Source organism: Planococcus sp. A6 (assembly GCF_028823615.1).
GTDB lineage: Bacteria > Bacillota > Bacilli > Bacillales_A > Planococcaceae > Planococcus.
Window position 1 is genome coordinate 1 of the sequence record NZ_JAPEHT010000002.1, and the last position, 26,490, is coordinate 26,490.

Annotated in this window: 41 protein-coding genes; 33 read left to right on the forward strand and 8 right to left on the reverse strand. The window is 43.8% G+C overall.

Annotated elements, in window-relative coordinates; all coding sequences use genetic code 11:
* A partial coding sequence (locus ON064_RS00395) for a Mu transposase domain-containing protein (RefSeq protein ID WP_407951580.1) occupies positions 1-599 on the reverse strand: 599 nt, incomplete at its 3' end.
* A gap of 194 nt (positions 600-793) precedes the next feature.
* On the opposite strand from ON064_RS00395, the gene ON064_RS00400 reads away from it, so the two are divergent.
* Positions 794-1,060, forward strand: a complete 267-nt coding sequence (locus tag ON064_RS00400; RefSeq protein WP_274623139.1) for a hypothetical protein — start codon at positions 794-796, stop codon at positions 1,058-1,060.
* Positions 1,061-1,652: 592 nt separating this feature from the next.
* Positions 1,653-1,847, forward strand: a complete 195-nt coding sequence (locus tag ON064_RS00405; protein WP_274623140.1) for a hypothetical protein — start codon at positions 1,653-1,655, stop codon at positions 1,845-1,847.
* Between the two features lie 1,115 nt (positions 1,848-2,962).
* Here ON064_RS00405 and ON064_RS00410 read toward each other — a convergent pair.
* The 6 genes from ON064_RS00410 to ON064_RS00435 all read right to left on the reverse strand — a co-directional run bounded on the left by ON064_RS00410 (position 2,963) and on the right by ON064_RS00435 (position 7,535).
* A complete protein-coding gene (locus tag ON064_RS00410) occupies positions 2,963-4,135 on the reverse strand; it encodes a tyrosine-type recombinase/integrase (protein ID WP_274623141.1) in 1,173 nt (390 codons plus the stop codon).
* Between the two features lie 104 nt (positions 4,136-4,239).
* Positions 4,240-4,698, reverse strand: coding sequence for an ImmA/IrrE family metallo-endopeptidase (locus ON064_RS00415; RefSeq protein WP_274623142.1), 459 nt, complete (start codon positions 4,696-4,698; stop codon positions 4,240-4,242).
* Between the two features lie 99 nt (positions 4,699-4,797).
* Positions 4,798-5,340: a hypothetical protein gene (locus ON064_RS00420; RefSeq protein WP_274623143.1), complete on the reverse strand. Its 543-nt coding sequence runs from the start codon at positions 5,338-5,340 to the stop codon at positions 4,798-4,800.
* 12 nt (positions 5,341-5,352) lie between these two features.
* Positions 5,353-6,228 carry a DUF4747 family protein gene (locus ON064_RS00425; protein ID WP_274623144.1) on the reverse strand — a complete coding sequence of 292 codons (876 nt, stop codon included), beginning with the start codon at positions 6,226-6,228 and terminating at the stop codon, positions 5,353-5,355.
* A 138-nt stretch (positions 6,229-6,366) separates the two neighbouring features.
* Positions 6,367-7,095, reverse strand: a complete 729-nt coding sequence (locus ON064_RS00430; RefSeq protein WP_274623145.1) for a PH domain-containing protein — start codon at positions 7,093-7,095, stop codon at positions 6,367-6,369.
* An 86-nt stretch (positions 7,096-7,181) separates the two neighbouring features.
* The gene (locus ON064_RS00435) at positions 7,182-7,535 is read right to left on the reverse strand and encodes a helix-turn-helix domain-containing protein (protein ID WP_274623146.1); all 354 of its coding nucleotides are present in this window, start codon (positions 7,533-7,535) and stop codon (positions 7,182-7,184) included.
* Between the two features lie 153 nt (positions 7,536-7,688).
* Between ON064_RS00435 and ON064_RS00440 the strand changes: the two genes are divergently transcribed.
* The 31 genes from ON064_RS00440 (at position 7,689) to ON064_RS00590 (ending at position 26,156) form a co-directional block, all read left to right on the forward strand.
* A complete protein-coding gene (locus tag ON064_RS00440) occupies positions 7,689-7,916 on the forward strand; it encodes a helix-turn-helix transcriptional regulator (protein WP_274623147.1) in 228 nt (75 codons plus the stop codon).
* Between the two features lie 82 nt (positions 7,917-7,998).
* A complete protein-coding gene (locus ON064_RS00445) occupies positions 7,999-8,667 on the forward strand; it encodes a Rha family transcriptional regulator (protein ID WP_274623148.1) in 669 nt (222 codons plus the stop codon).
* Positions 8,668-8,716: 49 nt separating this feature from the next.
* On the forward strand, positions 8,717-9,019 hold the full coding sequence (locus ON064_RS00450) for a DNA-binding protein (protein ID WP_407951582.1): 303 nt from the start codon (positions 8,717-8,719) through the stop codon (positions 9,017-9,019).
* An 88-nt stretch (positions 9,020-9,107) separates the two neighbouring features.
* Positions 9,108-9,620: a helix-turn-helix domain-containing protein gene (locus ON064_RS00455; protein WP_274623150.1), complete on the forward strand. Its 513-nt coding sequence runs from the start codon at positions 9,108-9,110 to the stop codon at positions 9,618-9,620.
* A gap of 262 nt (positions 9,621-9,882) precedes the next feature.
* Complete coding sequence (locus ON064_RS00460) at positions 9,883-10,032, forward strand: hypothetical protein (RefSeq protein ID WP_274623151.1); 150 nt, start codon at positions 9,883-9,885, stop codon at positions 10,030-10,032.
* A 4-nt stretch (positions 10,033-10,036) separates the two neighbouring features.
* Positions 10,037-10,270, forward strand: a complete 234-nt coding sequence (locus ON064_RS00465; RefSeq protein WP_274623152.1) for a hypothetical protein — start codon at positions 10,037-10,039, stop codon at positions 10,268-10,270.
* Positions 10,271-10,283: 13 nt separating this feature from the next.
* Positions 10,284-10,643, forward strand: a complete 360-nt coding sequence (locus ON064_RS00470; RefSeq protein ID WP_274623153.1) for a hypothetical protein — start codon at positions 10,284-10,286, stop codon at positions 10,641-10,643.
* Between the two features lie 109 nt (positions 10,644-10,752).
* Complete coding sequence (locus ON064_RS00475; protein ID WP_274623154.1) at positions 10,753-12,726, forward strand: AAA family ATPase; 1,974 nt, start codon at positions 10,753-10,755, stop codon at positions 12,724-12,726.
* Between the two features lies 1 nt (position 12,727).
* A complete protein-coding gene (locus ON064_RS00480; RefSeq protein WP_274623155.1) occupies positions 12,728-13,657 on the forward strand; it encodes a RecT family recombinase in 930 nt (309 codons plus the stop codon).
* Positions 13,657-14,358: an MBL fold metallo-hydrolase gene (locus ON064_RS00485; protein WP_274623156.1), complete on the forward strand. Its 702-nt coding sequence runs from the start codon at positions 13,657-13,659 to the stop codon at positions 14,356-14,358. The genes ON064_RS00480 and ON064_RS00485 overlap by 1 nt, the downstream gene beginning before the upstream one ends.
* A gap of 29 nt (positions 14,359-14,387) precedes the next feature.
* Positions 14,388-15,359: a DnaD domain-containing protein gene (locus tag ON064_RS00490; RefSeq protein ID WP_274623157.1), complete on the forward strand. Its 972-nt coding sequence runs from the start codon at positions 14,388-14,390 to the stop codon at positions 15,357-15,359.
* The gene (locus ON064_RS00495; protein ID WP_274623158.1) at positions 15,346-15,783 is read left to right on the forward strand and encodes a YopX family protein; all 438 of its coding nucleotides are present in this window, start codon (positions 15,346-15,348) and stop codon (positions 15,781-15,783) included. The genes ON064_RS00490 and ON064_RS00495 overlap by 14 nt, the downstream gene beginning before the upstream one ends.
* A gap of 89 nt (positions 15,784-15,872) precedes the next feature.
* Positions 15,873-16,040, forward strand: coding sequence for a hypothetical protein (locus ON064_RS00500; protein ID WP_274623159.1), 168 nt, complete (start codon positions 15,873-15,875; stop codon positions 16,038-16,040).
* A gap of 21 nt (positions 16,041-16,061) precedes the next feature.
* Complete coding sequence (locus ON064_RS00505; protein WP_274623160.1) at positions 16,062-16,748, forward strand: hypothetical protein; 687 nt, start codon at positions 16,062-16,064, stop codon at positions 16,746-16,748.
* An 82-nt stretch (positions 16,749-16,830) separates the two neighbouring features.
* Positions 16,831-17,013, forward strand: coding sequence for a hypothetical protein (locus tag ON064_RS00510; protein WP_274623161.1), 183 nt, complete (start codon positions 16,831-16,833; stop codon positions 17,011-17,013).
* 43 nt (positions 17,014-17,056) lie between these two features.
* Positions 17,057-17,545: a hypothetical protein gene (locus tag ON064_RS00515; protein WP_274623162.1), complete on the forward strand. Its 489-nt coding sequence runs from the start codon at positions 17,057-17,059 to the stop codon at positions 17,543-17,545.
* Between the two features lie 124 nt (positions 17,546-17,669).
* Positions 17,670-18,269, forward strand: a complete 600-nt coding sequence (locus ON064_RS00520) for a hypothetical protein (RefSeq protein WP_274623163.1) — start codon at positions 17,670-17,672, stop codon at positions 18,267-18,269.
* Positions 18,269-18,751 carry a dUTP diphosphatase gene (locus tag ON064_RS00525; protein ID WP_274623164.1) on the forward strand — a complete coding sequence of 161 codons (483 nt, stop codon included), beginning with the start codon at positions 18,269-18,271 and terminating at the stop codon, positions 18,749-18,751. The genes ON064_RS00520 and ON064_RS00525 overlap by 1 nt, the downstream gene beginning before the upstream one ends.
* Positions 18,751-18,951: a hypothetical protein gene (locus ON064_RS00530; RefSeq protein ID WP_274623165.1), complete on the forward strand. Its 201-nt coding sequence runs from the start codon at positions 18,751-18,753 to the stop codon at positions 18,949-18,951. Before ON064_RS00525 ends, ON064_RS00530 begins: the two co-directional genes overlap by 1 nt.
* Before the next feature lie 25 nt (positions 18,952-18,976).
* Positions 18,977-19,105, forward strand: coding sequence for a hypothetical protein (locus ON064_RS00535; protein ID WP_274623166.1), 129 nt, complete (start codon positions 18,977-18,979; stop codon positions 19,103-19,105).
* Between the two features lie 93 nt (positions 19,106-19,198).
* Complete coding sequence (locus tag ON064_RS00540) at positions 19,199-19,369, forward strand: DUF6011 domain-containing protein (RefSeq protein WP_274623167.1); 171 nt, start codon at positions 19,199-19,201, stop codon at positions 19,367-19,369.
* Positions 19,366-19,794 carry a RusA family crossover junction endodeoxyribonuclease gene (locus ON064_RS00545; RefSeq protein ID WP_274623168.1) on the forward strand — a complete coding sequence of 143 codons (429 nt, stop codon included), beginning with the start codon at positions 19,366-19,368 and terminating at the stop codon, positions 19,792-19,794. The genes ON064_RS00540 and ON064_RS00545 overlap by 4 nt, the downstream gene beginning before the upstream one ends.
* Before the next feature lies 1 nt (position 19,795).
* Entirely contained in the window at positions 19,796-20,119 is a 324-nt protein-coding gene (locus ON064_RS00550; protein ID WP_274623169.1) for a hypothetical protein, read from the forward strand.
* Positions 20,116-20,268, forward strand: a complete 153-nt coding sequence (locus tag ON064_RS00555; RefSeq protein ID WP_274623170.1) for a hypothetical protein — start codon at positions 20,116-20,118, stop codon at positions 20,266-20,268. Before ON064_RS00550 ends, ON064_RS00555 begins: the two co-directional genes overlap by 4 nt.
* 30 nt (positions 20,269-20,298) lie before the next feature.
* On the forward strand, positions 20,299-20,502 hold the full coding sequence (locus tag ON064_RS00560) for a DUF3954 domain-containing protein (RefSeq protein ID WP_274623171.1): 204 nt from the start codon (positions 20,299-20,301) through the stop codon (positions 20,500-20,502).
* A gap of 188 nt (positions 20,503-20,690) precedes the next feature.
* The gene (locus ON064_RS00565) at positions 20,691-20,885 is read left to right on the forward strand and encodes a hypothetical protein (RefSeq protein ID WP_274623172.1); all 195 of its coding nucleotides are present in this window, start codon (positions 20,691-20,693) and stop codon (positions 20,883-20,885) included.
* 11 nt (positions 20,886-20,896) lie between these two features.
* Positions 20,897-21,388 carry a helix-turn-helix domain-containing protein gene (locus ON064_RS00570; RefSeq protein WP_274623173.1) on the forward strand — a complete coding sequence of 164 codons (492 nt, stop codon included), beginning with the start codon at positions 20,897-20,899 and terminating at the stop codon, positions 21,386-21,388.
* Between the two features lie 179 nt (positions 21,389-21,567).
* Entirely contained in the window at positions 21,568-21,867 is a 300-nt protein-coding gene (locus ON064_RS00575) for a hypothetical protein (RefSeq protein ID WP_274623174.1), read from the forward strand.
* Between the two features lie 36 nt (positions 21,868-21,903).
* Positions 21,904-22,527 (forward strand): helix-turn-helix domain-containing protein, encoded by a 624-nt coding sequence (locus ON064_RS00580; RefSeq protein WP_407951581.1) that lies wholly within the window; start codon positions 21,904-21,906, stop codon positions 22,525-22,527.
* Positions 22,508-23,935, forward strand: coding sequence for a phage terminase large subunit (gene terL / locus ON064_RS00585; RefSeq protein ID WP_274623175.1), 1,428 nt, complete (start codon positions 22,508-22,510; stop codon positions 23,933-23,935). Before ON064_RS00580 ends, terL begins: the two co-directional genes overlap by 20 nt.
* Positions 23,936-23,990: 55 nt before the next feature.
* A complete protein-coding gene (locus tag ON064_RS00590; RefSeq protein ID WP_274623176.1) occupies positions 23,991-26,156 on the forward strand; it encodes a phage minor head protein in 2,166 nt (721 codons plus the stop codon).
* A gap of 30 nt (positions 26,157-26,186) precedes the next feature.
* Here the strand turns inward: ON064_RS00590 and ON064_RS00595 are convergent, their stop codons facing one another.
* A complete protein-coding gene (locus tag ON064_RS00595) occupies positions 26,187-26,462 on the reverse strand; it encodes a hypothetical protein (protein ID WP_274623177.1) in 276 nt (91 codons plus the stop codon).
* Between the last annotated feature and the right edge of the window lie 28 nt (positions 26,463-26,490).

A 26,490-nucleotide genomic window follows, 5' to 3' on the forward strand; every position in this document is an offset into this window, starting at 1 on the left:
TTGACTTCACGCTCTGTTTTTAGAATCGTTTTGATCGTATTCAAGCTCACCCTTGGAGAGAAGGTTAGTGACTTTTCGCAAGCCACTTCGAGTTCACGTTCGCTATACTGCGCAACGAGTTTAGACAGCCCTTGGCACAGTTTTAATGCCTGCTTTTCATTGGTGCCATTGGCTAAAATCGTGCGGACTGCTTTTTCCGTAGAGGGTCCGACGGACTCTCCCCATTCAATAAAATGCTTTGGCGTAAACAGAAGAAATTGCTGATGCTTAGCGGGCAGATGTTCGAACATCGTAGACGTTTGCCCATCCTTTCCAAACAATCGCTTGTGGGAGGCAATCCGGAAGTTGTTGAAGAATACTTCCATCATCGTTCGGGTGATACGGATTTCCACCACATGCTTAATGTATTCATAAGGCACGGAATAATACATTTTATCTTCTACGATATGATAATCTGGTTGTACGGTGGCTTTCTTCCAGTGAGCCATTTCGTATCGGGAAGCAGGCAGGGGCAGAAGCGCAAACTTCTCCTCTTCCAAGAAGGCAGAGAGCCGGCTTCCCTTTTTCTTTTGAAATTCTTTTTGATTGAATTCATCCAATTTAAGCCGAACGGCTTCGTTCAGTTCTTGTAATGAAAAAAATACTTGGCTCCTTAATGAAGGGGAGAAAAGAGAGGGAATGCATTCGAGAGAATAGGCCCTCCTAATAGCCCCATTATTTTCGAGTAGTTTTTATTGGATATAAAGGATTTGACCTCTTCACTATAGAAATTTGTTTCAGAGGAGGTGAAAAAGTGGAACATAAAATTTTTCATGACACAACTACCAAGTTGGTGGAGATTGAAAAAACAAAACCGTTTAACGGAGGTACCTGGACCGATATTTGGAATTGGGATATCTCTATCGCTGTCTATAAGGGTGAAACAGAAGATACATTTAAAGGCAGAGCTATTGAAGCTAAAAGAGGAGTAGTTATACCTTGGATGGAAATATCGTCTGATGGTGATTATTCATTGTCCGAAATGATTGAAGAGTGTAAAAAATATATGGGGAAACACTAAAAAACAGCAGCTCTTCGGAGGTGCTGTTTTCTATGTCTATTAATAAATTGAATGTTTCTGCCGATAAAAATTTTGAGGAGGAGTGAAGAATGGTAGAGAGGTAATTGTTCGATTTACCATATTTATGGGAAGTTATAAAACCATTTGCAATACCAGTGATAATTTGGTTTATATTTATGATGGTAATGGCGGTTTTTATTACTGTCATGTGACCGGGTGTATTAAAGCAGTTGATTTCCGGATTAGTAATAATCACTATACCAGCAAGCATAATCTTATTTATATTAGTTGGATTAGGGACAATATGATTAATTCGAGCATCCTTCGGGGTGCTTTTTGTTATGTCTACAAAAGCGAATAGCGCAAGAGTTGGGGATAGAAAGATGGTTAAAGGAAAGTAACTTGAATGGGTAACTGAATAGGGGTGGCGCTAATAAGTGGATGGCTTAGAGATGGCTTAAAGGATGAACAGATAGCTCACAATATCGGAATTGGCCGGTCCGCACTGAACGAGTGGATGAAGCGGTACCTAGACATTTCGGAAACCTTAAAAAGAGGCAAAGAGGGGGTTGATTGAATTGTAGAAAATGCAATGATGAAGAACGTAACTGGTTACGAATACGAAGAAGTGACTTATGTAACCGTGGGAACGGGTCGCGAAGAACACCTCCGCTTTATCGCCTCTATTCCTAAAACAATAGAGGAGGTCGACAAACGTGTGACGAAACATAAATTACCGGTAAAACTGGCTCAAATCTTCTGGCTGAAGAACGGCATGCCTATTTAGTGGAGGGATAAACAGAAAATCAACCATAGTCAGGATTTAGAAAACAAGTTGGACCTCTCGAGCGTGCCAGTCGAGGAGTTGAGGAAACTTGCTCAAACTGACCGGTAAGCAGAGAAAGTAGCTGGCATGCGAAGCACAGAGCGGACTGGCTTACCGCTCTTATCGTGATTATGTGGTCCATGTTCATTGAGATAATTTAATATATTTAAGACATATTCAGTACCTTCCTAACAGGCTCTAATCGAATTAATCGTAATAAGCAGAGGTACAAGCTCATCGAAATTCCGCCACAGTCTGGCGGAAATTTGATTGTTTTAGAGAGTTTTATAAGGTAATACATTTAGGAAAGAATCCAGATTAGCGAGTCATTGTGGCTTCTTATTCAGATGGACTGGTGAGAAGGTTTAGCCAATTGACTGAATGAAGCTAGAAGATTATGGTCCAGAGCTTTTTGACATGAAGTTGTGACAGATTACTCCTTTCAGGACAGCTGAGATGTGGCCGGTAATGATGGCAGAATGATCTCTGAGGGTAATAATTGTGGCTCTATTACTGGACGAGGTGCTGACTGATTATTGATGATCCATTCAAGAATGCCCAGGCAGAAAACTCGCAAGCTATTCACGATATGATTTGGGATGAATGGGAATTCACACCGCTCACTCGATTACAAGTGGGTGCATCGTTCATCTTTATGCCTCGCTAGCAGGAAGACGGCATTACTGGCTTCATGTTTGAACGTTCTCCACACGATTGGGAGCGGATTCGGATGCCGTTCATTGCAGAAGACGAAGATAATTTGCTCGACATCGAAATTGGTGAGCTGATTTGAACAGCCCTGGACTTTGAATAGAAGAAAATAAGTTCTAAAAAACAATCACATTTTAAACGGTAAGATATGAAAATCAATGAAACTGCGTTATAGTAAACAGTGAGTAATTCCTTTAAAATAAGCGAAAATACTAATATATGAAAGTAGGCGATAGCATGAACGCATACGATGAATATATGAGTTCTATCCTCTTTGAAACCCTGTCATATCAACGTTTAACCAATAAAAAATGTTAGCGAGAATGAGAAAAATCACATTCTGCTAACATTTTTTCTTTTTTCCTCTATTTTCTCTTCAGTTCCTCTTTAATATCCATTAATTGATTAAACTCCGCAGCCAAACGCGAAACCGTTCGTTCTCGCATTTCCTTTGTAACGTGCATATATATTTGCGTGGTGGTTTCTGAATTCTTATGACCTACACGCTTCATGATTTCAGGCAACCCTTCACCAGCTCCGGCCAATATACTAATATGCGTATGGCGCAGGATGTAAGTGAACAAATGCTTCTGGATAGTTGTCTTCTTACCGATACGAGTGATTACTTGCCGGGTCTGATCCACACTAAGAGGAAATCCATCAGGCGTGGTGAAAAGGAAGGGGCTCTTTTTAAAGCCGTGCCGTTTCTTGTATTCCAGCAAACTATCGATCATCGAAATGATGGTCGGATCCATATCCACTTTTCGGATGCTAGTATCCGTTTTAGGAGGGGTCAGTTCGTAAATAGCTTTTTGTCGTTCGCGCCGAAACAATGTTTTTGAAACCCATATTTGGTTGTACTGGCGATACACGTCCGTTTCTTGAAGCGCTACAGCTTCACCTGGCCGCATACCAGAAAAAGCTAGAACGTATATTAGGACTGCATAGACATAATTACTATAATCGTCCGTCTTTTCTAGAAACTCAGCCAGTTCATAGCGTTCCAGAAATAGTTCTTCGACTTTGGTATTTTCGAGATCTTCAACGGTCACTTTCTTTCGCGGAATACGCGCGGCGGCTGCCGGGCTTTTATTGATAAGATGATGGCTCGCAGCATGCTCAAAAATAGAGCGACCTGTGGTATGAATGATTGTCAGTGAACTTCTCGATTTACCCTCCTTAAATAAGTCATCAAGCATAGCTTGATACAACTTTGGTGTAATGCTCTGCAGCGGTATATTACCGAAGTACTCATTTAGCCATCGCATACCAAATTCACGAGTCATATTGGTATTTTCTTTATTCCCTCGGTTACGATAATGCTGGTACCAATCAACAGCAAACTGACTGAAAAGTATTTTCGCATCATAATCCAACAGTTGCTGTGCTTCTCGGATCGCTTGCTCGACTTTGGTTTTGGCTTCGCCCTTTGTTTTTCCTCGTCGAGAAATTTGTTTCCGTTTTCCCGAACGCGGATCACGCGGTCCTTCAGCGACACACACCCACTTTTTACCCTTCACTAACTCACGGAAATACATAGAACTCCCCCTTCATATCAACATACCATCATGCCAGAGAAGGGAATGGTCATAAAGGCTGTCCCTGAAACTTGTTATGGTATTCTTTTTTGTCATCGTATACCTTAGCGGTACATTAAGTTTTGCAAGTACTGCTGGAGGCGGATAGCTGCAAATTCTTTTTCTACTCCAAACGTTTCTTGTAACATCCAGATAGCTTCTTTTTCGTACGAAGGTAATTTCATGTTTTCAATCATAAAAGTAGGAATGCAAAGGTTACGTGCGAAGTTATCTGCTTTCCATTCTTGATATTCACGCATCATCACGGATATGAGCGCCTGGTCTCCTTCGTGCCAGCAGGAATGCGGCAGCTCATGCGCAAAGTCTTGCCACTGCTGAACATCTGTTTTTCTGCTGTCTAAGAAAATATGGCCAGCTAGGTACATTGAATCGATTGGGAGGTAATGAACAGACAGGCCAAGACGTGCAGAGATAACAGTAATATTTAGTTGATGAGGCGAATGTACGTCAATACGATTCAATAGTTTATTTATGTATTCTTCCAAGTGATTATATAGATTCATGGAGGCACTTCCTTTATAGAACATTTGTTCTATTTTAGTATATAAGAAATCCTTGCTTTTGAAAAGCAAGGATTTAGTGAAATTTATAAATGCTAGTAATTACTGTAATTTCAATTGGGCTCTTTGCAATGTTAATCTTATTATTTCTCCAGTCAATCTAACTGTATAAAGTGTTGAATATGTAAAAAGAAAAAAGTTTAATGTAAAAAGTACCTCAATTGAGTATTTCAATTTCAATTCTGCAATAACTATAATGATGAGAAGTAAATTCAATAAAATGTTTATTCCCCACATTGAAACAGCTTTCCAAAATGGAAACAAATACTTATGAAGTAACTTTACTTCTAACAAAGAATAAAGTACGGAAGGATGAAAAAGACTTATACTTACTGCCAAAGCCGCTAGTACTATACCGAAAATAGTAGCTGCGGCGCCAAGCAATATGGGTGATAAATTTTCAGCCAATTTATAAACAAATAAATAATTTTTTTGAAATATTAAAGTACCTAGAGCCGCAGTCAATAAAAGAGAATATAACATTGAAAAATTGAAAATAGATTTGAAACCACTTATTTTTAAAAGACCGATAAAGGTTGTTTCTTCATAACCAAGTTTATATGAAACTTTCTTGTTTGAATCCATTTTTCACCTCGATTATACTTTTTTCGACAAAACATCTTTCATAAAATTGAAAATCTTATCTACGGTTTTATCTAAATCTAAATCAACAACAACTATAGATCTAACTGAACTGGACGATTTGAATTTTCTGATGTTTTTGACTTTCTTTGGCTTTCTTTTTCCTTGAATTGTAGTTTCATTGTAACCGTTAATATCAATATCTCCATAACCTTTTTCAACTAAATTTATTCCATCCTCGATAACTTCATTCAAATTTGACTGTTCAGTACTTTCGTCTTCATAAATGTCAATTCCATCTTTATTTTTCATATCTATGTCTAGCTCTTTCAATTGAACGCCATCGATAATCTGGTTATATAAATTGAACTCTTTTTTTCCTGGGTTAGGGTGAATTAAGTGAAAAGCGATTCTTGTAATTTTGTCATAACTTTTAAGCTCGTCTTTGATTTTATAAGGAATAGGAATCGGATTAATAATTACTTCTCCCACGTATGTGTCTCTACTTAATAGCCTGGTGAAAAAATTTCGGAATTCTGGTGCAGATATAGAAGTGTTTGATTGATGTACTAGAAGTTCATTTTCAGGGTCATAAACGAAGAAGGCTGTTTCAGCAAGCTCATTTTCAGATACGGATAAGAAAGTTTTTCCACCATCTTTAAATTTTTGTTTTTTAAACTTAGATTTAGTTACATTTCCTATGATTAAATTCTTGTCATTAATTACATAATTAGCTACATCTGTAAAAGACCAATTCCAAGTATTTATTTTTATTTCTTCAGGGTTCAAAATAACGCGGGGAATATGTACTTTAATAAGCTCGTCCAAATTTTGACTAAAAATATTTCCGTGAATATTAACTTTTGCAATAAAAAATTTCCTGTTTGCCAACTGAATTCATCACCTTTAAGATTATAGTATTTTTCTAATAAAACAAGTGTTCCCCTATCGATTAATAAATTAATATAAATAATATATTAATTTATTCGAAAAAAACCCTGCATTTGGAGAGCAGGGGAAGTATATATTTTATTCTGCCAAGATTTTGGCCTTTTCAGATTGGAACTCTTCTTCAGTTAGAGCACCGATTTCTTTAAGTTTTGCGATCTTTTCAAGTTGATCAAATTTATCGGGCTGAGGTGCAGCAGCTACCACTTGTGAACTACTTCCCGACCTTGCAAGAGAAATATGCTTTCTTACACCGGTCAAAAGTTTTTGGAGCTGTTTATCATCTTTAATGTCATCAAACACACGCTTTTCTTTACCGGATACGATATGTAGTTCCTTTTTAAGGAAACCATCATTCTCTAAAGAAATACCTGACATACTCGAGTAATCCATAACTTCCAAATATTCTTTAGTCATTACATTAGACGAAAAAACTAACTTTTGGTCAGTTGCGACGAGAACACCTTTCACTTCTTTTTTGTCCGACTTATCGTATTCTGCTGGAACTGTAGCTAGAACTGTCTCGTTTTCTTCAAGTAAGTTATCACGTACCCGTTCTATAGCCCAATTATAGATGCCAATATTCATAGTGTCGTCAAAGCTAGGGTTTGTTCCGAAGAAACGCTCTAAGTGCGCTTTTTCAGCAGCTTTTTTAGCTTCTTTTTTCTCGGCTCTCGCAGCGCTATCAATCGCATTTTGTTTGTCACGTTCTTCTTTTTTTATTAGTCTGAGCCGTTCTTTCTCGGCTTTCTCCGCATCACGCTTTTCTTGCTCTTCGGCACTAACTTCTTTCTTCTTAAAGAAACCCATACAAACATCCCCTTTATAAAGATATTTTTGATTAAAAGTTTACACGAAAAAAGTTTAGTATTTTACTATCTGAGATTTTTGTAAAATCACTTTTTATCCAGTGACTTCAGGTATTCCCAGGCAGCAAATAATGCTTCTCGGCGCTCTTCTGAACTCTCTTTGTACTCACTATATAATTTAGATATTTTCGGATCATTTAAAAATTCTTCGAACTCTGGGTTATGGTTCCAGGAGGGACTTTTCTTTTCTTCTCGACCTAAAAGGTAGTCTACACTTACATCGAAATAGTCTGCGATCTTTTGCAGTGTTACATAATCAGGTTCTCTCTGGCCTTGTTCATACATAGCATATGTCGTTCTTGCAACTCCAAGTATTTTTGCTAATTCTGACTGGGTCATTTTACTTTTGCTGCGCAGATTCTTCATTCGCTGACTAAGCAAAGTAGTCACCTCCATTAATGTAATTATATATACACAAAGCGTGTAAATATACTTATTACACAAAATGCGTAGTTATTTATTGACATGTCTCAAAATGTGTAGTAAATTAAAAACAATAAGTACACGAATCGTGTAATTAAGGGGGTGTTCGTAGTGAGGAAATGGCTAAAAGATCAGCGCATTAACTTAGGATTTACTCAAGAAGAGGTAGCAGAGAAGGCAGGGATTGCACGTACTACTTACGCAATGATTGAACAAGGAGAGCGATCCCCTAGCGTTATAGTCGCAAAAAAAATCGCACAGTCTCTCGAGTTTCAATGGACTATTTTTTTTGAAAAAGAAGTACACGAATCGCGTAGTGAAAAGCGAGTTGTAGTATAAGAAAGGGGGACCGTAGAAGTCTTGCTCTGAGAGCGAGGCCGTGCTCCTGAGGAAATATTAAACAATGAAAAGAGGCGGGATGATGAATAATCTGAAAGTTGTTTCCAAAGATGGACAATTAGTAACTGACAGCAGAGATGTCGCAGCAATGACCGGCAAAGAACACAAAGAATTGATGCGGTCGATCAGACAGTATTCAAGTATTTTAACCGGCGCAAAATTGCGCTCGTTAGATTTCTTTGTTCCTCACTACTATGAAGATGCCAAAAAGGAGCAGCGCCCTTGTTTCTTACTTACCAAAAAGGGATGCGATATGGTCGCCAATAAAATGACCGGCGAGCGTGGGGTTCTATTCACTGCAGAATATGTCACGCGATTTGAAAAAATGGAAAAATCGATGCAACAACCTAAATTGCTTTCCGAGAGCGAGCAATTAAGAGCTTCGCTGAAACTGACGCTAGAAGCACACGATCAAATTGGGCTGGTGAAGCAAGAGATCGCAGAAGTTCGGGATATCGCCGAAAACCAAGTGACGTTGGATTACGGTGAACAAAGACGATTGCAAAAAGCGGTGGCCATCAAAGTCTACGAGCTGGAAACAGACCCTATCGACAAACGAAAGCTATTCAGTGAACTATATCGCGAAATAAAAGATCGCTTCGCGGTCGCCTCGTACAAGGACATAAAGCGTAAAGATCTACAAATCGCTATTCGTTATATCGATGGTTGGCTTCCAAGAAAGGTTTCATAAAAAAAGGGCCTAGAGGCGCCCGGGAGGAGTGGTAACCGTGGATACAAACATGATCGTTACATTAACTGTTGAGGATTTACGGCAAGTCTTTCGAGAAGAAATTCGTTCAGAAGTGCATGCAGCTGTGAAACAGTTGGCTCCAAGGGAAGAGCTGCCGCGGTTTCTAACTCGCGAGGAGGCGAAGATTCTGCTGAGGGTCAGCGAAACTAAGATGAGTGAGCTGATGGGCAGGACAGACTTTCCAGTTTGCAGAGAGTTCGGCGTCAAAATCAATACAGACGAGCTGTTCAAATGGGTTGAAGCCAATACGCCGGCCCTCCATAAGAGGCATCACAGCTTGTCTGTAATTTAAGTATAGACAAGCTGCACGTAACTGCTGGTAAACAAGAAGACATCTTGTACAAGTAATGTGAATCTATCGAAAGAAAGGAAGAAAAACTATGAAGAAATCAAGATTAACCGATTCGTTTAAAGAAATGAGAAATGGCCAGACTCAAGAACAGCTGGCCATGGAGCTCAACGTTTCCAGAGAGTCTATATCTAAATACGAGAACGGCCATGTCCGGTTGCCCCAAGACATCGCACGAAACCTAATGGCCAAGCACGACAATCCACGCTTTGCTCTCGCTGTTCGAAGCCAGTATACGAAAACAGGGCCTATCTGGTTGGATGGTCCCAATGTAGATTTACATCGTTCGGCAGTAAAGGAGAAGACGCTTGAAGAAATCAAAGAAGTCTCCGAAGCGATTAAAGCATTCAGTTTTGCTCAGCCATTTACAATCTTATCCTCATGGCAATTACCGCAGGTAGAAAAGCTTTTAGAGGAAACGGCAGAAGCCATTACAGCACTAGAGCACTTGACTGCAATCGTCTGCGAGGAAGCGAATATCAGTTACAACGGTGTATGGCAAAAGCATCATACTCAAATGCGAGCAAAAGGATATGTGCAATGATTCAAACTGGCGAAGCATTACACACGCTCATCGCTACTGGTCTTGTGGGATTTCTTTGCTTCTTAGTTGGAACGCAGTTCGGTTCTATAAATGCACAAAAAAATGACGACTGAGTTAGAGCTCAGCCGCCAAGAAAACTACAAAAGGTTATTTCGATTATACCGAGAGCTTTGGCTCTCGTCAATCAGCCCAGGAATGTTCCCCCGTTTCCGTTCCTGGTCTGATTGATGGGATTCAACCATCAGAAAGTAGGTGAGCACAGATGTCAAAAGAGCTTGTTCGTCTTCTGAAAGAAGAAATCGAAGAAACTGCAGACTACAATCCAGTAGTTACTGTTTCTCGGAAAAACCTCAAGGCGCTAATTGCCGATCATAAAGCGCTATTGAAGAAAGTTGAATCTGAAAGGCGGTAAGGAAATGACAGCAGAAGGGCTTGCAGCTGCACAGCTTGCAACATTCAAAAGCTCCCAGAAGATGCAGGAAATCGTTAAAAGTATTCAACTCGCAACAAATGGAGGCGCAAAGTTCGCGTTTATTTTGAACGAAAAACTCGGCTCAACTCGCGATGCTGTTTTAATCGTCACGCTGTTGCGCATCGACTATCACTATACGGTGACCTTCCACAAAGAAGGCATTGCAGTGAAATTATGAAGGAGGAATTAGAATGGCCAAAAAAATTGAAGAACTAATCGAATTTCAAGACAACCAAGAACTGAGTAATCGGTTGCGCAAGCTTCCAAGCAGTGCTCATGAGCGCATCCTAGAAAACATCATCACGCAAGTTTGCTGGCACGGTCCGGTTGATCGCGAATGGCTCAGCGGCGAAATCAAATGCCAGGAGATCGTCGAAAGACGGGCGGAGAAAGCGGTAGCTGATTTCCCGATTGAAGATCACTTCGGGTCAGAGATTCGAGTTGGCGATAAGTGGTTCACGGATCAAGCAGGCAGAGTGATTTTGGAAGACAACATGGACGACTACTTACTGGAAGTCGCGAACCTTCAAATCTGCCGGGCAATAGAATAAGCCGGCTGCAGAAGCAACCGGCTCACGACTTACCGTCCCATTGGCGTGGGTAGACGGTGCAAAGCTAAATATTATGTGCTTATTGTAGCACAAATCAGGAGGAATGGTCATGAAAGAAATCAGAGTCAATTATCTGAAGCTCACCAATTTCAAAGGCGTAAAATATTTCGATTTACCGGTAAACGGTGAAGATGTCCGAGTTTATGGCGATAACGCAACTGGAAAGACGACCTTGTTCGACGCCTTCCTTTGGCTCCTGTTCGATAAGGACAGCCAAAACAAAAAAGACTTCGGCATCAAAACGTTAGAGCAAGGCAAAGAAAAACACATGCTGGACCACGAAGTAGAGTGTGGATTAAGTGTGGACAACCAGCCGATGGTCCTTCGCAAAGTCTTCCGAGAAAAATGGACACAGAAGCGCGGATCCAGTGCATCAGAGTTTACGGGTCATGAAACCAATTACTTCATAGATGAAACGCCGCTGAAAAAGAGTGAATTCAATAAGCGGATTGAAACCATCGTGGAAGAAGAAATCTTCAAGCTCCTTACATCGCCTTCTTACTTTAATGAACAAGTGAAATGGCAGGATCGCCGCAAAATTGTTTTAAGCATTTCAGGTGAGATTGAGGACGATGAAGTCTTCCAGTCGCAGGACGATATGAAAGGCTTGAAGTTAATCCTTAAAGGCAAGAACTTAGAGGACTTCAAAAAGACCATCAGCTCTCAACGGAAAAAGATCAACGAAGAGTTGGACCGCATTCCGATTCGTGTGAACGAGCTTGAATTGTCTATTCCGGAAGGAGAAGCGGACTTGCCGGCATTGAAAGCAAAGGCTAATGAGCTCGATCAGCAAATCGAAGAGCTTCAGGGACAAATCAGTTCCATTAAGAACGGGAATGCAGTCCTCACGAAAGAAGGGGAACTGCAGAAAGTAGAAATGGAAATCAGCAACTTTAAGCGTGAGTTCGAGAACGATTCCAAAGAAGAGTTGTATCGCCTGAAAGCGAAGCTCCAGGAAGAACAATCGAACTTGCAGCTGATGACATCCCGCAAAAACGAAAAGACTCGAGACATTAGCTACAACGTCGAGCGGATCGAACGCATTGAAAACTCCCTTATCGAACTGAGAGCGAAATGGTCGGAGATCAACAAACAGCAGCCTAATCACAATGCCGAGTGTGCTTGCCCGACCTGTGGCCAAGAACTTCCGGAAGAGCAAGTAAAAGCGGCGGAAGAAAAAGCGTTGGCTCAATTCAACCTTCGAAAGTCTGGTGAGTTGAAAAAGCTCCAGGAAGACGGGGGCCGCGGAGCCGCTGAAAAGAAACGAATTGAAGAAGAAAATAACCGGCACCAAAGCGAGCTGGACGAACTGGAGACAGCGATTGATGCTAAAGAAAAGGTAATTGCTAAAATCAAAGCCGACTTCGCCACCGCTGAAAGCAGTGTGCAGGATGTTACCAAGTCTCCTAAGTTCACAGAGCTCCAAGACGAGGCAGCTCATATCCGATCTGATATCGGCGAGCTGAAATACAAGGCCGACGAAGCAGCAGAAGACATTCAGACCGAGATTGCTCAGTTGAAGGTGAAGCGTGATGCGGTAAACGAGGAAATTGCGGTTTACGCGAATGTCGGACCTCTCAAAGCGCGGATTCAAGAATACATGGATCAAGAAGAAGCGCTCGCTGCTGAATTCGAAAAGCTAGAACATCACTTATTCCTGGTCGATGAGTTTACTCGAGCGAAAGTGAAAATCATGGAAGACAAAATCAATTCGAAATTTAAGTATGCTCGCTTCAAATTGTTCGAAAACCAAATCAACGGCGGTTTGCAGGAAGTCTGTGAGACGACGTTTGAGGGCGTACCTTACGGATCTGGCTTAAACAACGCGGCACGCATCAATGTCGGGCTGGACATCATCAACACGCTTTCCGAGTTCCATGGCATCAAGGCACCGATTTTCATCGATAATGCCGAAGCCGTAACGAAGCTCATCGACACAGACTCGCAGTTGATCAGCCTGGTCGTTTCAGAAGCTGACAAAAAACTACGCGTCGAAAACAACAAATTAGAGGAGGCAATTTAATATGACGAATCAAATTCAGCAAAATCCAAACAACCTGCCAGCTGAATCAAACAAACAGAATGCAATGGTGACAAGGGTCGCCGAAAAGGTTCAAAGCATGGTTGAAAATAATCAAATCAACATCCCGGAAAATTACTCTATTGTCAACGCAGTTCAAGCAGCTTATTTCAAGCTGACAGAGGTAGATTTCAAGAAGAAGACTGCATTAATCGATAGCGCGACCAAAGAGAGTGTCGCATTCTCCTTACAAGATATGGCTATCCAAGCATTGAGCGTCGCTAAGAATCAAGGGTACTTTATCGTTTACGGTGACAAGATGCAGTTCATCCGGTCTTACCACGGTACCCAAGCGGTTATTAAGCGCATGCGTGGTGTTAAAGACATTTGGGCTAACGTTATCTGGAAAGGTGAAAAGTTCGAGGTAGCCTATAACGAGCGTGGCCAATTGGCATTTAAATCACACGAAGTTGATTGGAAGGCTGCTACCGGCAAGAAAGACGATATCGAAGGTGCTTATTGCATCATCGAACGTGATGATGGAGTACAGTTCCTGACCGTCATGACGATTGCGGAAATACAAACTTCTTGGTCTCAATCGAGTATGGCAGCAGTACAAAACAAATATCCACAAGAAATGGCAAAGCGAACTGTAATCAACCGAGCAGCAAAAGCATTCATCAACACTTCAGATGACAGTGACTTGTTCATTGGGGCAATTAACCGTACCACGGAAAATGAGTATGACAATGAACGAAAAGAAATTAATCCAGAATTTGAAATTAAGCAAAATGCGAACACTGAATCGCTGGATATTCAACCAAAGACTATTGAACAACCGAAAGCAGATAAATCCACAGGCGAAACACCACCTGAGAAAGAAACAGAGCTCGTCGACGCTGCTACGGCTGAAGACGATGCTGCACCGTTCTAATGATCGAGATCAAAACACTGGCGACTGGATCGAAGGGGAACTGCTATTACATCACTGATGGCCACACTCCCCTTCTTCTGGAAGCGGGCATCCGGTTCAAAGACATCCAACGGAAATTGAACTTTCAAACTCGCAGCATCAAAGGTTGCTTGATCACTCACGAGCACAAGGACCACTGCGCCGGTCTCCCGGAGGTCTTAAAGAGCGGCATCGACTGTTACCTCTCGCCAGGCACCAAAGAAGCTCTAGGCATCCAGCATCATCGCCTGAAGGCAATCGAAAACAAAAAGCAATTCACTGTCGGCACATGGACTGTTTTGCCGTTTGATGTACAGCACGACGTCTCTGAACCCTTTGGCTTCCTGTTGGTGAATGAAGCTGGAGACAAGCTATTATTCGCCACTGACACCTATTACATCAAGTACAAGTTCCAGGGGCTCACTCACCTGATGGTGGAATGCAACTACTCGCAGAAGATACTAGATGAAAACATTCTATCGGGACGCACGCCAAAGGTCCTCAGAAAGCGTCTGATGCATTCTCACTTCTCCCTGGAGAACATGAAGGAATTCTTAAAAGCGAACGACCTGAAGCAACTGGAGGAGATTTGGCTGCTCCATTTATCGGACTCGAACAGCAACGAAGAATTATTCCGAAAAGAAGTCGCAGAGCTCACTGGCAAGATGATCTACATTCCATAAACAAATTTCGATGGGAAGGGGGTACGAGAATGCAAGGCTGGGTAAAAATGCACCGGAGAATCGTAGAGCATGATATTTGGAACGATGTGACAACCTTTCGGCTTTTCTCTTTGCTGATCTTCAAGGCATCCCATAAGGATGGAGTGAAAGTGAGAGGCATAGAAATTAATCGAGGTCAGTACCTCCGTTCCTATTCGAAACTTGCGGAAGACTTGGAATATAAAGAAGGCCGAGGCTATAAAAAGGTCGCAAAAAGCACAGTTTTACGTTCTGTTAGGAAATTAGTTGAAGAAGGAATGGTGTCGGTTCGCGAAACGGAACACGGAACGCTCTTCACAGTCTGCAAATACCAAGAGTATCAAGGGTTTGACGGTGATAGCGAAACGCTTAACGAAACGGATAGCGAACCTTTAACAGAACGAACCCAGAACGAACCCAGAACGAACACGCAACAAGAACAAGAACTAAAGAACTTAAGAACTAAAGAATCTATATCTACTACATCTACAACAGCAGCACCAGCTCCGCAGGTAGATGGATTTGCAAAAGCTCTTCAAACCTTTGAAGCGAATATTTGTCGCTTAGGTCCGATTCAAATGGAGAGCCTTGGCAAATGGTTCGATGACTTCGATGAATCTTACGAAATTATCGAAGAGGCGATCAAGATTGCTGCAGATAGCAATAAAAAGACTTTCAGGTTCGTAGAATACCTGCTTAAAGAATGGGCGAGCAACAAGCTCCAAACAATTGATCAGGTACGAACTTACGAACGGAATAAGTTTAACAACGCTCCTGCTAAACAGGGCAATAACAATCAGCCGCGGCCGAGCTACCGAAACAAACCAATGCGGGAGGAACTCCTCCCTGAATGGTTTGGTAAGCCTGAGGAAGAACCGGCGCGCGAGACGGTACCGCCGAGCAATGAGCACCTGGAAGCCGAAAAACAGAAGTTGCTAGCCAAGCTGGCAGCGCGGAGAGGAGCAGGTCATGAGGAAGATTAAATTTCGAGTTTACGACAAAGATTTGAAGAGGATGCATATATGCGGAGATAACAGGCATGACTCCATGACATTCTATTCGAATCAAGAAGCTCAATATTACAATCTGCAAAATGGCGAAGGTAGTGGCGAGCATGGATCCTATGAATTGATGCAGTACACCGGAATTAAAGTGAAGCATGACGTTGAGCTTTATGAAGGCGATATCGTGCCAGTCCAGGGAATGATTCATCTTGGTTGGAAACAAGGGGCATACCGATTTAAAGGAAATGGCAAGGTCGTCTACCTCGCTGATACAATGCGATTTGCTTTTATTGTCAACACGGAAGAGCACGGATATCAGATTGTCTGTTATGACAAAGGCGTTCGGCAGCAGTACGAAGTGATCGGCAACATCTACGAAAATCCTGATTTGCTGAACACTTAATTTTTTATAAATAAGTTGTCAATATTTTCTTTTAACTCACTGAGCTAAGCATTTCGGGATGTTAAAAATTTGAAAGGGGATGGGACAAGATGGGACGAACAACTCACCAGCCATTAACTGAAAAACAAAGATTCATGCTGAACTGGATCCGCGAACTGAAAAGCGCAGGCATTACGAACGGGCCGAACAATCAGCCACTTGAGCAACTTGATTATTACGATCTGCGCAGCGTTGTTATGCAGCAGCGAGAAAACTAAAAATCGACTGGGGGAAATTAAATGAGCTTTAAATTGACGATTACTAAGGTACAGCACACTGAGCATGGCCGTGATGAAAACAAACTGCAGTTGACGAACGATGAGGCGTTTGTAAACGGCACTGAAGTGATTAATCTGATGCAACGGTTCTTTGGCGGACAAGAGGTGGCTCCACCAAAAGAAAACGTGCCTATAAAAGTTCAGAGCCCAAAGATGGCCAATGCTACAGCTCCAACTCCGGAACCGGTGCGAGAATCTAAATCATTAGCAGAAGCAGCAATTGAAGCAGCTCAGACAGAATACAAGTTCGACATCGGCAAGCAACCATGTGAAAAGCCAAAAGAGCCTAAAGGTCGGCCGCGTGCGGTAGAGCTGATCGGCTCAGAGCGCTCGAGCTTCTCGATTGCTGATAAGTACCCAGACTTGAAGATGCCATCAAGTGAGGGGCGTACTGATGGATTCGATGACAGACAGAATGTTCAAGTCCTGATTCGTTGCTCAGACTGCGGATATAACGGTACTCACGGGACTTACCTTTCGAACAAGTACACCAAATGCAAAGGGTGCGATCAAAAGCTTTTCCTCGAATATGCAGCTGAGGAACGTGGCGAAGAAGATTTTGACGGCAATGTGTTCGTTGCTCAGGTCCGATACAAGACACGGCAGGAGCTTTGGGAAGAAAAGAACGGCGTAACGGTCGATGCTTAACGTCATTTGGATTTGCATCGCATTGATCGCTGCCATGACGCTGAGCTGGTTATTGCGGAGTTGACGGAAAAGGAGAGATTATATGCAAGCTAAAGTAATTAAGTCTTTCAAAATAGTAGGGAAAAAAAGAATTGTTGAGGTTGATGAAATCCTTAGTATCAGTGGCGACAACCAATACGATTGCGACGCTGTATACGTTGATGGGGAATGGTTATGTGATACCGACAGCCCTTTTGCGTCTGAATATCTGGAAATCATCAAGTAAATCGTTCGACCAAACAGCGCAATAAAAAAGGGGGCCACACTTCATGTGGATTCTATACGAAGCTTATCTCAACTTGAAGCTGAAGCGCCGCTGGAAGAAATTCCAGAAGTTATTAAACAAAAACTTCTTTGTTACCGAAGAAGGCGTCCAGGTAGTCAATAAAGAAGATTTGCCAAAAGGAACCCACTGGCGTACGACCTTGCCCGTGAGAAAAGAAGCGGCCCATTTCCGAGAATCCGTTCATATCACCATTCCGGATTTGGGTGACGATCAACCGAATGGCCACCCGTACCAAGTGACGCTCGTTGATCATCGCAACAGAGAGCAACACCCACTACATCACCCGCGACTGAACCGTTTCTTTTACGAGGAAGCAAAGCGGAACGAGTTCGTCACGGCATTCGAGAAATCGGTGATGGATGCAGGTGGCCGCTTTATAAAAAAACCGCACTTGCAGCATCCCTTATTCAGTTCATTCAACATCCTCAGTGCTGAAGGCGATACGCACTTCAGCCTGACGGTGTACCACTAAAAGGAGGAATTAGCATGGTAGGTATTCTAATCGGCGGCATGATGGTCGCTCTGATCACAGGTATGGTGGCAGGCATGGAAATTCAACAGCTGCGTCAAGAAGAGCAGAAGAAGGGGGCTAATCAATGACTGAAAAACCGGTTTTGACAAAGGAACAAGCCGCCGCGCTGGAAGCTGCATTGCGAGAAGATCGACCTGATCAGATATTAAAGCGTGCAGCAAGAGATCACGAAACATGGTTTTTTGATTGCCAGCCTTTGAATTATTTAGAACTTCCGATTTTAGCGAAAGCTCTGTATGTCGGTTATGAAATAGAAGATGTGGCATATCTCCCTGGGGACATGGTGGTTTATAAAAATGGTGGACTGTTTGCCAATGGGAAACGAATCGCAACGGTCCACGCTCACGATAGAGAGAACAGAGCGGTAATGTTCGACAGTACATTCAACCATCCTCTGAACACTATGGGGACCAAACAGCTTAGAAAAGCCATCGAAGAAGAAATCTACTGGCTGCATAAGTTGGGGCGGGATAAGATTGGGGATTTTAAATACAACGATGTGTTTATCGATAAAGAGGGAGAATCATATTTGTTGAGAGACGCACATCCTGCTGATGGTTATAGAGGATTGAATGACGCAGACTTTTGGTATGAGTCAGGCGATTTCAAAGGTATCTACCCAGCCGAATCATTCAAGCCATTCTTTAAAGCGGGGGATGACTGATGGAATTACACGTACTCTTCGAAAAGCAACAGCAGCTGGAAGCAGAAATCGAGCGCAATCATCCGGTACGGCCAGGCGAGAATCGACTGAAAAAGCAACTTCTCGCCTTGATCGTTGAATTAGCCGAGGCGGCCAATGACTGGCGCGGCTTTAAATACTGGAGCGTTGACCAGGAAGCGAAAGAAACGCTCCTGGAGGAATATTGCGATGTGCTTCATCTCTTCCTGGCAATCGGATTGAGAATCGGCAAGACAGAACTACCGGAAGGATTTGTGATGCTTGCGAGCGAGGACGTTGAGGATTGCTTGCTCGACATCTTTGAAGAGGTGCCGCAAATCGAATGGAGCAGCTATTGCTGGAACTTTTCGTTTTATCGATTCTTAGAGCTCGGCGATCTGCTCGGCTTCAACTGGGAGCGAATATCAGATGCGTACATGGCCAAGCACGAAATCAATTGGCAACGACAGGAGGCTGGTTATTGATGGGTTGGAAAGTAAAGCCAGGGATTAAAATTGCGGTCACTGCGGAAGTGCTGAAAGTGAAAAACGAAATGCCCACACTGCTCTTGATCGACGGCGTCTGCTACCGGAAAGATGTGGCGGCGACTGAGAAGGAAAAGAACCGGCATAAGCTCACGGTTGAGCAGCGGACGCACCGGCTACGTCAGATGGGCCGAATATAAAAAACTAAAGGTGGAGGAAGAACTTATGATTTTGGCAGCATACAAGCTAACAATTGCAATCGCCGCACTTATTACACTCTTCACTATCAGAGATACCGATTGGGAAGAGCGGATGGAGGTCGAAGGCGATGCCGATTCACGTAGTGGGCGCTGAGTTCAAAAGCAAGCTCAAAAGACTATTGAAAGACGCTGAGAAAACCATCTCGGAGGCAAAATTGAATTCGGAACAGAAAGCAGGTGGCAGCCTATGTCGGGGTGCAAAAGATGCAATCGAGAGCTGAAAACTCAAAAGAGCATCGCGGCCGGTTATGGGCCGACCTGCAAGAAAAAGCAGGAAGAAGCAGATGCCGAGTTCTTGAAGATTCAAATCACGATTGACGAAGAACTAGCTTATCAGGAAAAGGTGAAACGTCGATGAAAATATTATTTGAAATCCCTGGGGATCCAGTCGCCCAGGGAAGACCAAGAGCCGGTAAGTCTTTTACCGGCAAAACGGTTTTATATGATCCCACGAAATCCCGAGACTTCAAAAGCTATGTCCGGCTGGTAGCTGCACAGCACGCGCCGGCGAAGTTGATAGAGGGGCCGATTCACTTTAACGTTGATTTTTACCGTTCGGTACCGAAGAAGTTTCAAACCAAACCAAAGCTTGAGTTGATTGAGAAGGGGCTCCTGCTGCCGACCACCAAGCCCGATGTCGATAATTACATCAAGGGCGTCAAGGATGGTCTGAATAAAGTGATGTGGCATGATGACAGCCAAGTAGTCAGCCTGAACGTCCGAAAATTCTATAGCATGACGCCGAGGGTCGTTGTGCATATCACATACTTGGAGGGGGATTAAGATGAAAATCACAGGTGGATACACAAACAGAGGATTTCCTATTATTGAATTTAAAGACCGATACGGAGACGCTTGCGAGATTCAAAAATCTTCGTTGGCTACAGAAGACGCAATATGGTTTGGAATTGCAGATGCTAATCCACAAATAATGGCATCTAAGACACCGCAAGGCGGGACAGGGTGGGTTCCGTATGAAATACCTAAAGATGTATTGCTGAGTACTCGAATGCACCTTACTCAGGATCAGGTGAAGGAGTTGTTGCCAATACTTCAGCATTTTGCGGAAACTGGCGATTTAGTGGATCCAGAAGGGGTGAGTAAATGATTCTTGCATTAAAAATTATCTTAATTTTAATTATGTGCATCAGCTTCATGGGAGCGGTCGCGGAGAAAGATAAAGATTTCCGGCGCTCGGTAACTGCAGTGTGCATCGCATCGATGTTGGCCACGGTCGCAACATTTATCTGGGTATAAAATAGATTCCATGCATCAGGAGGGTTGCTTGTGAGCGAGAGAGATAAGGACATGACAGAAGAAATCGACTTGCGGGAAAGTGCGGTATATGTAGTGAAGGACGGCTACTGCACGAAGCTTCTCCCCATGCGATCAGGACAAGATCAAGTGATTTGGAAAGAGGGGATTGTGCTCGACGTTGTTAGGTCTCACCGAATCCGTTTGGCAGGGGAAATGGAAATCGGAGAGAATTAAGAAAAATAGGAACGTTGAACACAATATATGGTATAATTAGGCTCATAAACGGGCACAAAATGACAACTACCGAAAATTCATAACTTCATATAGCAGTCCATTACGGAAGAACCGACTGGACACAAATTAGGAGCGTACTAGCTCTTGATTTGTGTCCTTTTTTATTTGCCAAAAAGGGGGATAGGCCGATGCGAACGATTCAAGACCAACTGAGAGAAAAAGGGCTTTCAGCGAGCCTCAGAGACACGGGAACGCCATCGAATACAAATGTCAGCAAGAAGTCTAAAGAACAACTCTCTGATCGAGAATGGGCGGAAATCATGGGGAGTAATCGCGATACATTCAGACGAGCAAAAGGCGGGGCCATCAGACGCAATCGATAGGAGGGGTGAAGATGATGATTTGGGCGGATGAACTGATACTACAGTATAAAAAGCACCGGGGCGAACTGATTCAAAAAAGAGCGAAATTGAACAAAGAGGATCCGCAGGACAAACTCGATTTAACTCAATACAACAGCATGATTGATGAAATGGATTTTGTGCTGCAGTGGCTGGAAACTGGAAGAGATCCGAACAATTACCGCGGCGCGGATAAAAAGGGAATCTATCAGTCTCAATCCTTCCAGAGCATGGACTTTATTCCGGACATAACCGAGCAGATTGAAGAAGGGCCTAAGCATCTCTATATGTCTGCTGAAGAGAAAATCATCATGGCCGATATCTTCGCCTCTTTATCGTTCCGGGAGCGGCATTGCTATATCCTGCACATTGGCCGGCAGATCAGTGTAGCGAAAATAGCAAAAGGTTTAGGGGTTGGAAAATCAACAGCTCAAAGTTATATTGAACGCGCAAAGCGGAAGATTGCTGTCAGAGTCAGTATTTAGCACAGTCCTTGCCGTACGTTTGCCGTACGATATCACTATAAATGAAGGGGAGAAAAAAAGAGGGGATGCGTTCGAGAGAATAGTCCCTCCCACAGCCCCGTTATTTTCGAGTGGTTTTTATTGGATATAAAGGGTTTTATTCCTTCTCTGATGAATTGTTAGTGGAGGGGGTGAATATAATGAATATGGCTGATCATAAAGAACGGGTATATGAGAATTTAAAAAAGCAATATGATGAAAGCGTTCAAGAATTGCGCTTTTATGAAAATGGAGAAAACAAAGTGGTTATGCGCGAAGTACAGTTAAAAGCGTATGACGTAGCGCTAGAGCAAAATCTGGATCCTGAAGTTAGAGAGGAAATGGAGCTAGACAGAGAGTCTCTGGTTAGGATGATTGATGATTTCGAACAGAACCTTGAAGACCAGAAGTTGAGAGTAAAAGTAAACCAGGCGCTTTTAGAAGCGTTCGATAAATTTTAAGGTATTGACGTCCCCATTATTGGTGGCGTTTTTTCTATGTCTAAAAAAGCAAATAGCGCGAGAGTGGGTGATAGAAAGATGGCTAAAGGGAAGTATCTTGATTGGGTAACTGAAGAGAGATTAGCACTGCTGAGTGGTTGGGCTAGAGACGGCCTGACAGATGAACAAATCGCTCATAACATCGGAATTAGCCGGTCCACACTGAATGAGTGGAAGAAGCGGTACCCGGACATTTCGGACACCTTAAAAAGAGGCAAAGAAGTTGTTGATCGAATTATAGAGAACGCGATGATTAAGAACGCCACTGGCTACGATTACGAAGAAGTGACCTATGTAACTGTGGAGATGGGCCGCGAAGAACATGACGAGCTGGTTGATGCGAAACTGGACGAGTTCGATGAGCAATACCCGGATGCTTCCAGGGAAGAACGCCTCAGCTTTATCGCCTCCATTCCGAAAACAAAAGAAGTGGTCAGCAAACGTGTGACGAAACACAAATCACCGGAAACGCTGGCTCAAATCTTCTGGCTGAAGAACCGTATGCCTGATCAGTGGAGGGATAAGCAGGAAATCAACCACAGTGGTGGTTTGGACAACAAGCTAGATCTAACCGGCCTGTCTGTCGAGGAGTTGAGGAAACTTGCTCAAACTGACGGATAAGCAGCGGAAGCAGCTGGCGTGGGAAGCTCAGAGCGAACTGGCTCGCCGCTCATATCGCGATTATGTGGTCCATGTTCATCGCGGGAATTATAAACATTTCCGGCACACCGAATACATTGCTGATCGATTAGAGCCAATTGCTCAAGGCAAACAGAAGTATATGTTTATCGAAATGCCTCCTCGGCATGGTAAATCAATGACGGTGACTGAGAGCTTCCCAAGTTATTACCTGTCTAAGAACCCGAACAAGCGAGTCATTGCCGCTTCCTATTCCGATACATTAGCCAAGAAGTTTGGGCGCCTCAACCGGTCAAAGCTGGAAGAGTACGGTCCCGAGCTTTTTGGCGTTTCGTTATCGCAAAGCAATTCGTCTCAGAGTAACTGGGATGTAGCTGCTGAAGATGGTGGCATGATCTCCACGGGTATCGGCGGCTCTATTACCGGCCAAGGGGCAGACCTGCTGATTATTGATGATCCATTCAAGAACGCCCAGGCCGCAAACTCGCAAACGATTCGCGACACGGTATGGGATGAATGGGAATCGACGCTTTCAACTCGTTTGCACAACAATGCTTCAGTCATTGTCATTATGACGCGGTGGCACGAGGACGATATTATTGGCCGCTTACTCGAGCGCTCTCCTCACGATTGGGAGCGGATCCGTATGCCGGCCATTGCTGAGGACGAAGATGATTTACTCGGTCGGAAAATCGGTGAGCCGCTTTGTCCTGAACTGGGATATGACGAAAAGTGGGCAGCAGACAAACAGAAGGAAGTCGGAACGCGAACATGGAACGCACTCTTCCAACAACGTCCCGCTCCGGCAGGCGGTACCATCTTTAAGCGAGACTGGTGGAAGCATTATAAAGTGGCTCCCGCTCATTTCGATGAGATCATTCAATCATGGGATTGCACGTTCAAAGATGCTGAGACATCCGACTTTGTTTCCGGTCAAGTATGGGGCCGTATTGGAGCGGATAAGTATTTGTTGGACCGTGTAAAAGAACGAATGGGCCTGAAAGCAACAATGCAGGCAATCCGAACAATGTCAGCTAAATGGCCTCAAGCTCGGGCAAAGCTAGTTGAGGATAAGGCGAACGGAACCGCAGTCATTGAATTGCTGACTCAAGAAATACCTGGTCTTATTCCAGTGAATCCGAAAGGCGGTAAGGTGGTCCGTGCTCAAGCGGTCGCTCCAGAAGTAGAAGCAGGCAATGTATATTTGCCGGACGGCTCGATTGCCCCTTGGATTCATGACTATATTGGCGAATTCAGTACGTTCCCTTATGGAAAGAACGATGATGACGTCGATGGAATGACGCAAGCATTGTCCCGCTGGCATGAGCCGCCAGCTGAAAAGAAATATGTAGCGCCGCCGATGATTGGCGGGGTTAAAAGAAGGGGGTGAGTGATTGGGACTCTATGATTGGTTTAATATCAAAAACGCCAAAAGAGATTCTAATTTGAGGAAGCATGTAAGAGCGGCAGCGGCTACCACCAAGCAAACAAAGCAAACCGCATTTAAGTGGGAGCAGCAGTGGGGCCTTTATGAAAAGGTGCTCAGTCGAAAATCGTACAGCTCGAAAGAAGTAATCGATAGCTTGAAAGTGATTCGGGATTTGAACCCGGATGCCAGCATGGCCATCTGGAACTTGATTCGATTAGTCAATAGCGGCTTCGAAGTCGAGGCGGTACGGGCTGATGGAACACCGGACGATTCAATGACCGAGAAGCTCGAAGACCTGGCGAAGCGGGTCGGCCCTCTCTATGGAGGCGGCATGGACCAGCTTGTCGGTGTGTGGACGCTATCGGGTTACACGAGCGGCGGCTTTGCTGCAGAAGTCGAACTGAACGAGCAGCTGAACGATGTGGTGGACATCCATGTTGTAGAAGCGACATCAATCGACTTCATGCGTGATAAAGAGCTGAAAATGAATATGGTACAGCGGCAGTCTGACGGATCACTCAAAGTATTGAATCCGGAGACTGTTTTTTATTATCCGCTGGATCCTGATGTTGGAGATCCGCACGGGCGAGCGCCGCTCCTGCCGATTCTGCAGATTGTTTTCTTCCAGGTGCAAGTTCTCAAAGACCTGCAGCGGGTCATTCATCATCAAGGCTATGAGCGCTTTGACATCTCCATTGTGGAAGAGAGCATCATGGGCGCCTTACCAGACGAGATTAAGCATGATCCGCAGATGGTATCAGATTTCGTTCAGGGCTTTATCGCAGATATGGAGAAGCATTTCAACGAGCTAGAGCCGGATGCTGACTTTATTCATACCGATTCTGTAAAAATCACGACTACAGGCGGAGCGGGTAGTAAATCGATGGATGCTACTCGAGTGATTGAGGTCATCAATCAGCAAATCGTTTCCGCTCTGAAGATGCTGCCGATTCTACTTGGCCGCAATGAAGGCACGACAGAAACTCATGGGACCGTCCAATGGCAAATCTTTGTTGCGGGTGTGAAAAGCATCCAGCGAACAATCAAACGCCTAATGGAGCGGTCTTTTAACGTTTACCTGCAGGTGAATGGCTTTCAGGGACGTGCAAGGGTCACGTTCAACGAATTGCCTGTCAGAAATGCCATGCAAGAGGCGCAGGCCGAGCAGATCCGGACGACCACGAAGAGAGACCAGGTAAATCAAGGATGGATTGATAATAACGAAGCGGCAAACGATGTTGTTGGCCATGATGCGGTTGGTCCCGCTCCTTCCGCGAGCAATCCGGTTCTTAATTCGTTCCGGCCGCCGACAAGCGCAGCGCGAATGATGGGAAAGACACGAGCTGATGAAGATGATATTGAAGATGGCGCAGAGGCATTCATCAGCGAAACAGAAGAGCCTTGGGCCGAGCAAGTAGCAGAACTGACGGATCAAGCGGAAGACGCCTTCGGGCGGTTCTTGGAGTTCCAACGCAAGGCATACATCGAACGGATGCGAGCAGCTGGAACGCCCCTGACTTCTGAGCAGGAAGCTATTGAAGCTTTCGGCGATTGGGTCCGGGCGAATATCCTTTATGACAGTTCCGAGCAATTGGCACTGTGGGATGAATTGGGCCGCGATTGGATCGAGCTCGCTGCTACTGAAGGCGGGATGGCAAACGTGCTCACCTTCGATACTGCAGTCGAGTTCAATCCGCGGGATGAGAAGTTGCTAAGAGCGCTCAGCGACCGGTCACGCCGCTCCGCTGAGTTCATTCAAGATGCAACTGACGAAGATGTCATTATGGATCTCTGGGACACCGTAGCGGACGACAAGTACACCATTGATAAAGCAGCAAAAGCGCTGGAAGAAAGCCAATCATTCAGCAAGTACCGAGCTAAAGTTATCGCTCGAACTGAAATGATTGGAGCGGCCCGCACCGGACAGAACGATTCAGACCGGCAAAGCGGCTTAGTAATCGGGAAGACTTGGAAATCTGCAAGGCAAGACCGGACGCGCCCAGGGCACCGGAAAGCGAGTGGGCAAACGGTTGCTTTTGACGAGCCTTTCCTGATTGAAAACGGAAACGGGGAGTTGGAAGAGATGATGTTCCCGGGCGACTCGTCACGTGGGGCGTCCGCTTCGAATGTCATTCAGTGCCGCTGCTGGTATAAACGGATATTAGAAGGAGAAGAATTGTAAAAAGCCGCTAAAAATATTAGCGGCTTTTTATTAGGGTTGCAGACCTTTTTTAGCTAACCAGTCCCAAAGTTCTGTTGAGGCTTTCCCGTAGTAACCTGAAGTCACCTTAGTAATAAAGACATTATCATTTTTATCCATTACAGGATAAACGACATTGTAGATTTCTTTTGCCGACAAGTTTGTATCTACAAACCAGATGGATTCTAAATCATGTCTGTTATCTCCAAGAGACTTGATTGCTTTATATAAAGCGGAATAATCTTGTCCTGGAGATTTTAAATCATAAGTAATCAAATAGACTGTCATAAATTTCACCACACTTTCTATATTTAGT

What these genes read in the sequence shown, in the direction of transcription:
- ON064_RS00475 (WP_274623154.1), top strand. Translation starts at nt 10,753, where the DNA reads ATGAAAGAAATCAGAGTCAATTATCTGAAGCTCACCAATTTCAAAGGC.
- ON064_RS00405 (WP_274623140.1), top strand. Translation starts at nt 1,653, where the DNA reads ATGATGAAGAACGTAACTGGTTACGAATACGAAGAAGTGACTTATGTA.
- ON064_RS00545 (WP_274623168.1), top strand. Translation starts at nt 19,366, where the DNA reads ATGAAAATATTATTTGAAATCCCTGGGGATCCAGTCGCCCAGGGAAGA.
- ON064_RS00455 (WP_274623150.1), top strand. Translation starts at nt 9,108, where the DNA reads ATGAAGAAATCAAGATTAACCGATTCGTTTAAAGAAATGAGAAATGGC.
- ON064_RS00470 (WP_274623153.1), top strand. Translation starts at nt 10,284, where the DNA reads ATGGCCAAAAAAATTGAAGAACTAATCGAATTTCAAGACAACCAAGAA.
- ON064_RS00520 (WP_274623163.1), top strand. Translation starts at nt 17,670, where the DNA reads ATGACTGAAAAACCGGTTTTGACAAAGGAACAAGCCGCCGCGCTGGAA.
- ON064_RS00480 (WP_274623155.1), top strand. Translation starts at nt 12,728, where the DNA reads ATGACGAATCAAATTCAGCAAAATCCAAACAACCTGCCAGCTGAATCA.
- ON064_RS00575 (WP_274623174.1), top strand. Translation starts at nt 21,568, where the DNA reads ATGAATATGGCTGATCATAAAGAACGGGTATATGAGAATTTAAAAAAG.
- ON064_RS00515 (WP_274623162.1), top strand. Translation starts at nt 17,057, where the DNA reads ATGTGGATTCTATACGAAGCTTATCTCAACTTGAAGCTGAAGCGCCGC.
- ON064_RS00530 (WP_274623165.1), top strand. Translation starts at nt 18,751, where the DNA reads ATGGGTTGGAAAGTAAAGCCAGGGATTAAAATTGCGGTCACTGCGGAA.
- ON064_RS00550 (WP_274623169.1), top strand. Translation starts at nt 19,796, where the DNA reads ATGAAAATCACAGGTGGATACACAAACAGAGGATTTCCTATTATTGAA.
- ON064_RS00460 (WP_274623151.1), top strand. Translation starts at nt 9,883, where the DNA reads ATGTCAAAAGAGCTTGTTCGTCTTCTGAAAGAAGAAATCGAAGAAACT.
- ON064_RS00500 (WP_274623159.1), top strand. Translation starts at nt 15,873, where the DNA reads ATGGGACGAACAACTCACCAGCCATTAACTGAAAAACAAAGATTCATG.
- ON064_RS00415 (WP_274623142.1), bottom strand. Translation starts at nt 4,698, where the DNA reads ATGAATCTATATAATCACTTGGAAGAATACATAAATAAACTATTGAAT.
- ON064_RS00555 (WP_274623170.1), top strand. Translation starts at nt 20,116, where the DNA reads ATGATTCTTGCATTAAAAATTATCTTAATTTTAATTATGTGCATCAGC.
- ON064_RS00565 (WP_274623172.1), top strand. Translation starts at nt 20,691, where the DNA reads ATGCGAACGATTCAAGACCAACTGAGAGAAAAAGGGCTTTCAGCGAGC.
- ON064_RS00525 (WP_274623164.1), top strand. Translation starts at nt 18,269, where the DNA reads ATGGAATTACACGTACTCTTCGAAAAGCAACAGCAGCTGGAAGCAGAA.
- ON064_RS00540 (WP_274623167.1), top strand. Translation starts at nt 19,199, where the DNA reads ATGTCGGGGTGCAAAAGATGCAATCGAGAGCTGAAAACTCAAAAGAGC.
- ON064_RS00420 (WP_274623143.1), bottom strand. Translation starts at nt 5,340, where the DNA reads ATGGATTCAAACAAGAAAGTTTCATATAAACTTGGTTATGAAGAAACA.
- ON064_RS00580 (WP_407951581.1), top strand. Translation starts at nt 21,904, where the DNA reads ATGTCTAAAAAAGCAAATAGCGCGAGAGTGGGTGATAGAAAGATGGCT.
- ON064_RS00505 (WP_274623160.1), top strand. Translation starts at nt 16,062, where the DNA reads ATGAGCTTTAAATTGACGATTACTAAGGTACAGCACACTGAGCATGGC.
- ON064_RS00510 (WP_274623161.1), top strand. Translation starts at nt 16,831, where the DNA reads ATGCAAGCTAAAGTAATTAAGTCTTTCAAAATAGTAGGGAAAAAAAGA.
- ON064_RS00465 (WP_274623152.1), top strand. Translation starts at nt 10,037, where the DNA reads ATGACAGCAGAAGGGCTTGCAGCTGCACAGCTTGCAACATTCAAAAGC.
- ON064_RS00595 (WP_274623177.1), bottom strand. Translation starts at nt 26,462, where the DNA reads ATGACAGTCTATTTGATTACTTATGATTTAAAATCTCCAGGACAAGAT.
- ON064_RS00570 (WP_274623173.1), top strand. Translation starts at nt 20,897, where the DNA reads ATGATGATTTGGGCGGATGAACTGATACTACAGTATAAAAAGCACCGG.
- ON064_RS00495 (WP_274623158.1), top strand. Translation starts at nt 15,346, where the DNA reads ATGAGGAAGATTAAATTTCGAGTTTACGACAAAGATTTGAAGAGGATG.
- ON064_RS00490 (WP_274623157.1), top strand. Translation starts at nt 14,388, where the DNA reads ATGCAAGGCTGGGTAAAAATGCACCGGAGAATCGTAGAGCATGATATT.
- ON064_RS00430 (WP_274623145.1), bottom strand. Translation starts at nt 7,095, where the DNA reads ATGGGTTTCTTTAAGAAGAAAGAAGTTAGTGCCGAAGAGCAAGAAAAG.
- ON064_RS00450 (WP_407951582.1), top strand. Translation starts at nt 8,717, where the DNA reads ATGATCGTTACATTAACTGTTGAGGATTTACGGCAAGTCTTTCGAGAA.
- ON064_RS00410 (WP_274623141.1), bottom strand. Translation starts at nt 4,135, where the DNA reads ATGTATTTCCGTGAGTTAGTGAAGGGTAAAAAGTGGGTGTGTGTCGCT.
- ON064_RS00445 (WP_274623148.1), top strand. Translation starts at nt 7,999, where the DNA reads ATGAATAATCTGAAAGTTGTTTCCAAAGATGGACAATTAGTAACTGAC.
- ON064_RS00485 (WP_274623156.1), top strand. Translation starts at nt 13,657, where the DNA reads ATGATCGAGATCAAAACACTGGCGACTGGATCGAAGGGGAACTGCTAT.
- ON064_RS00535 (WP_274623166.1), top strand. Translation starts at nt 18,977, where the DNA reads ATGATTTTGGCAGCATACAAGCTAACAATTGCAATCGCCGCACTTATT.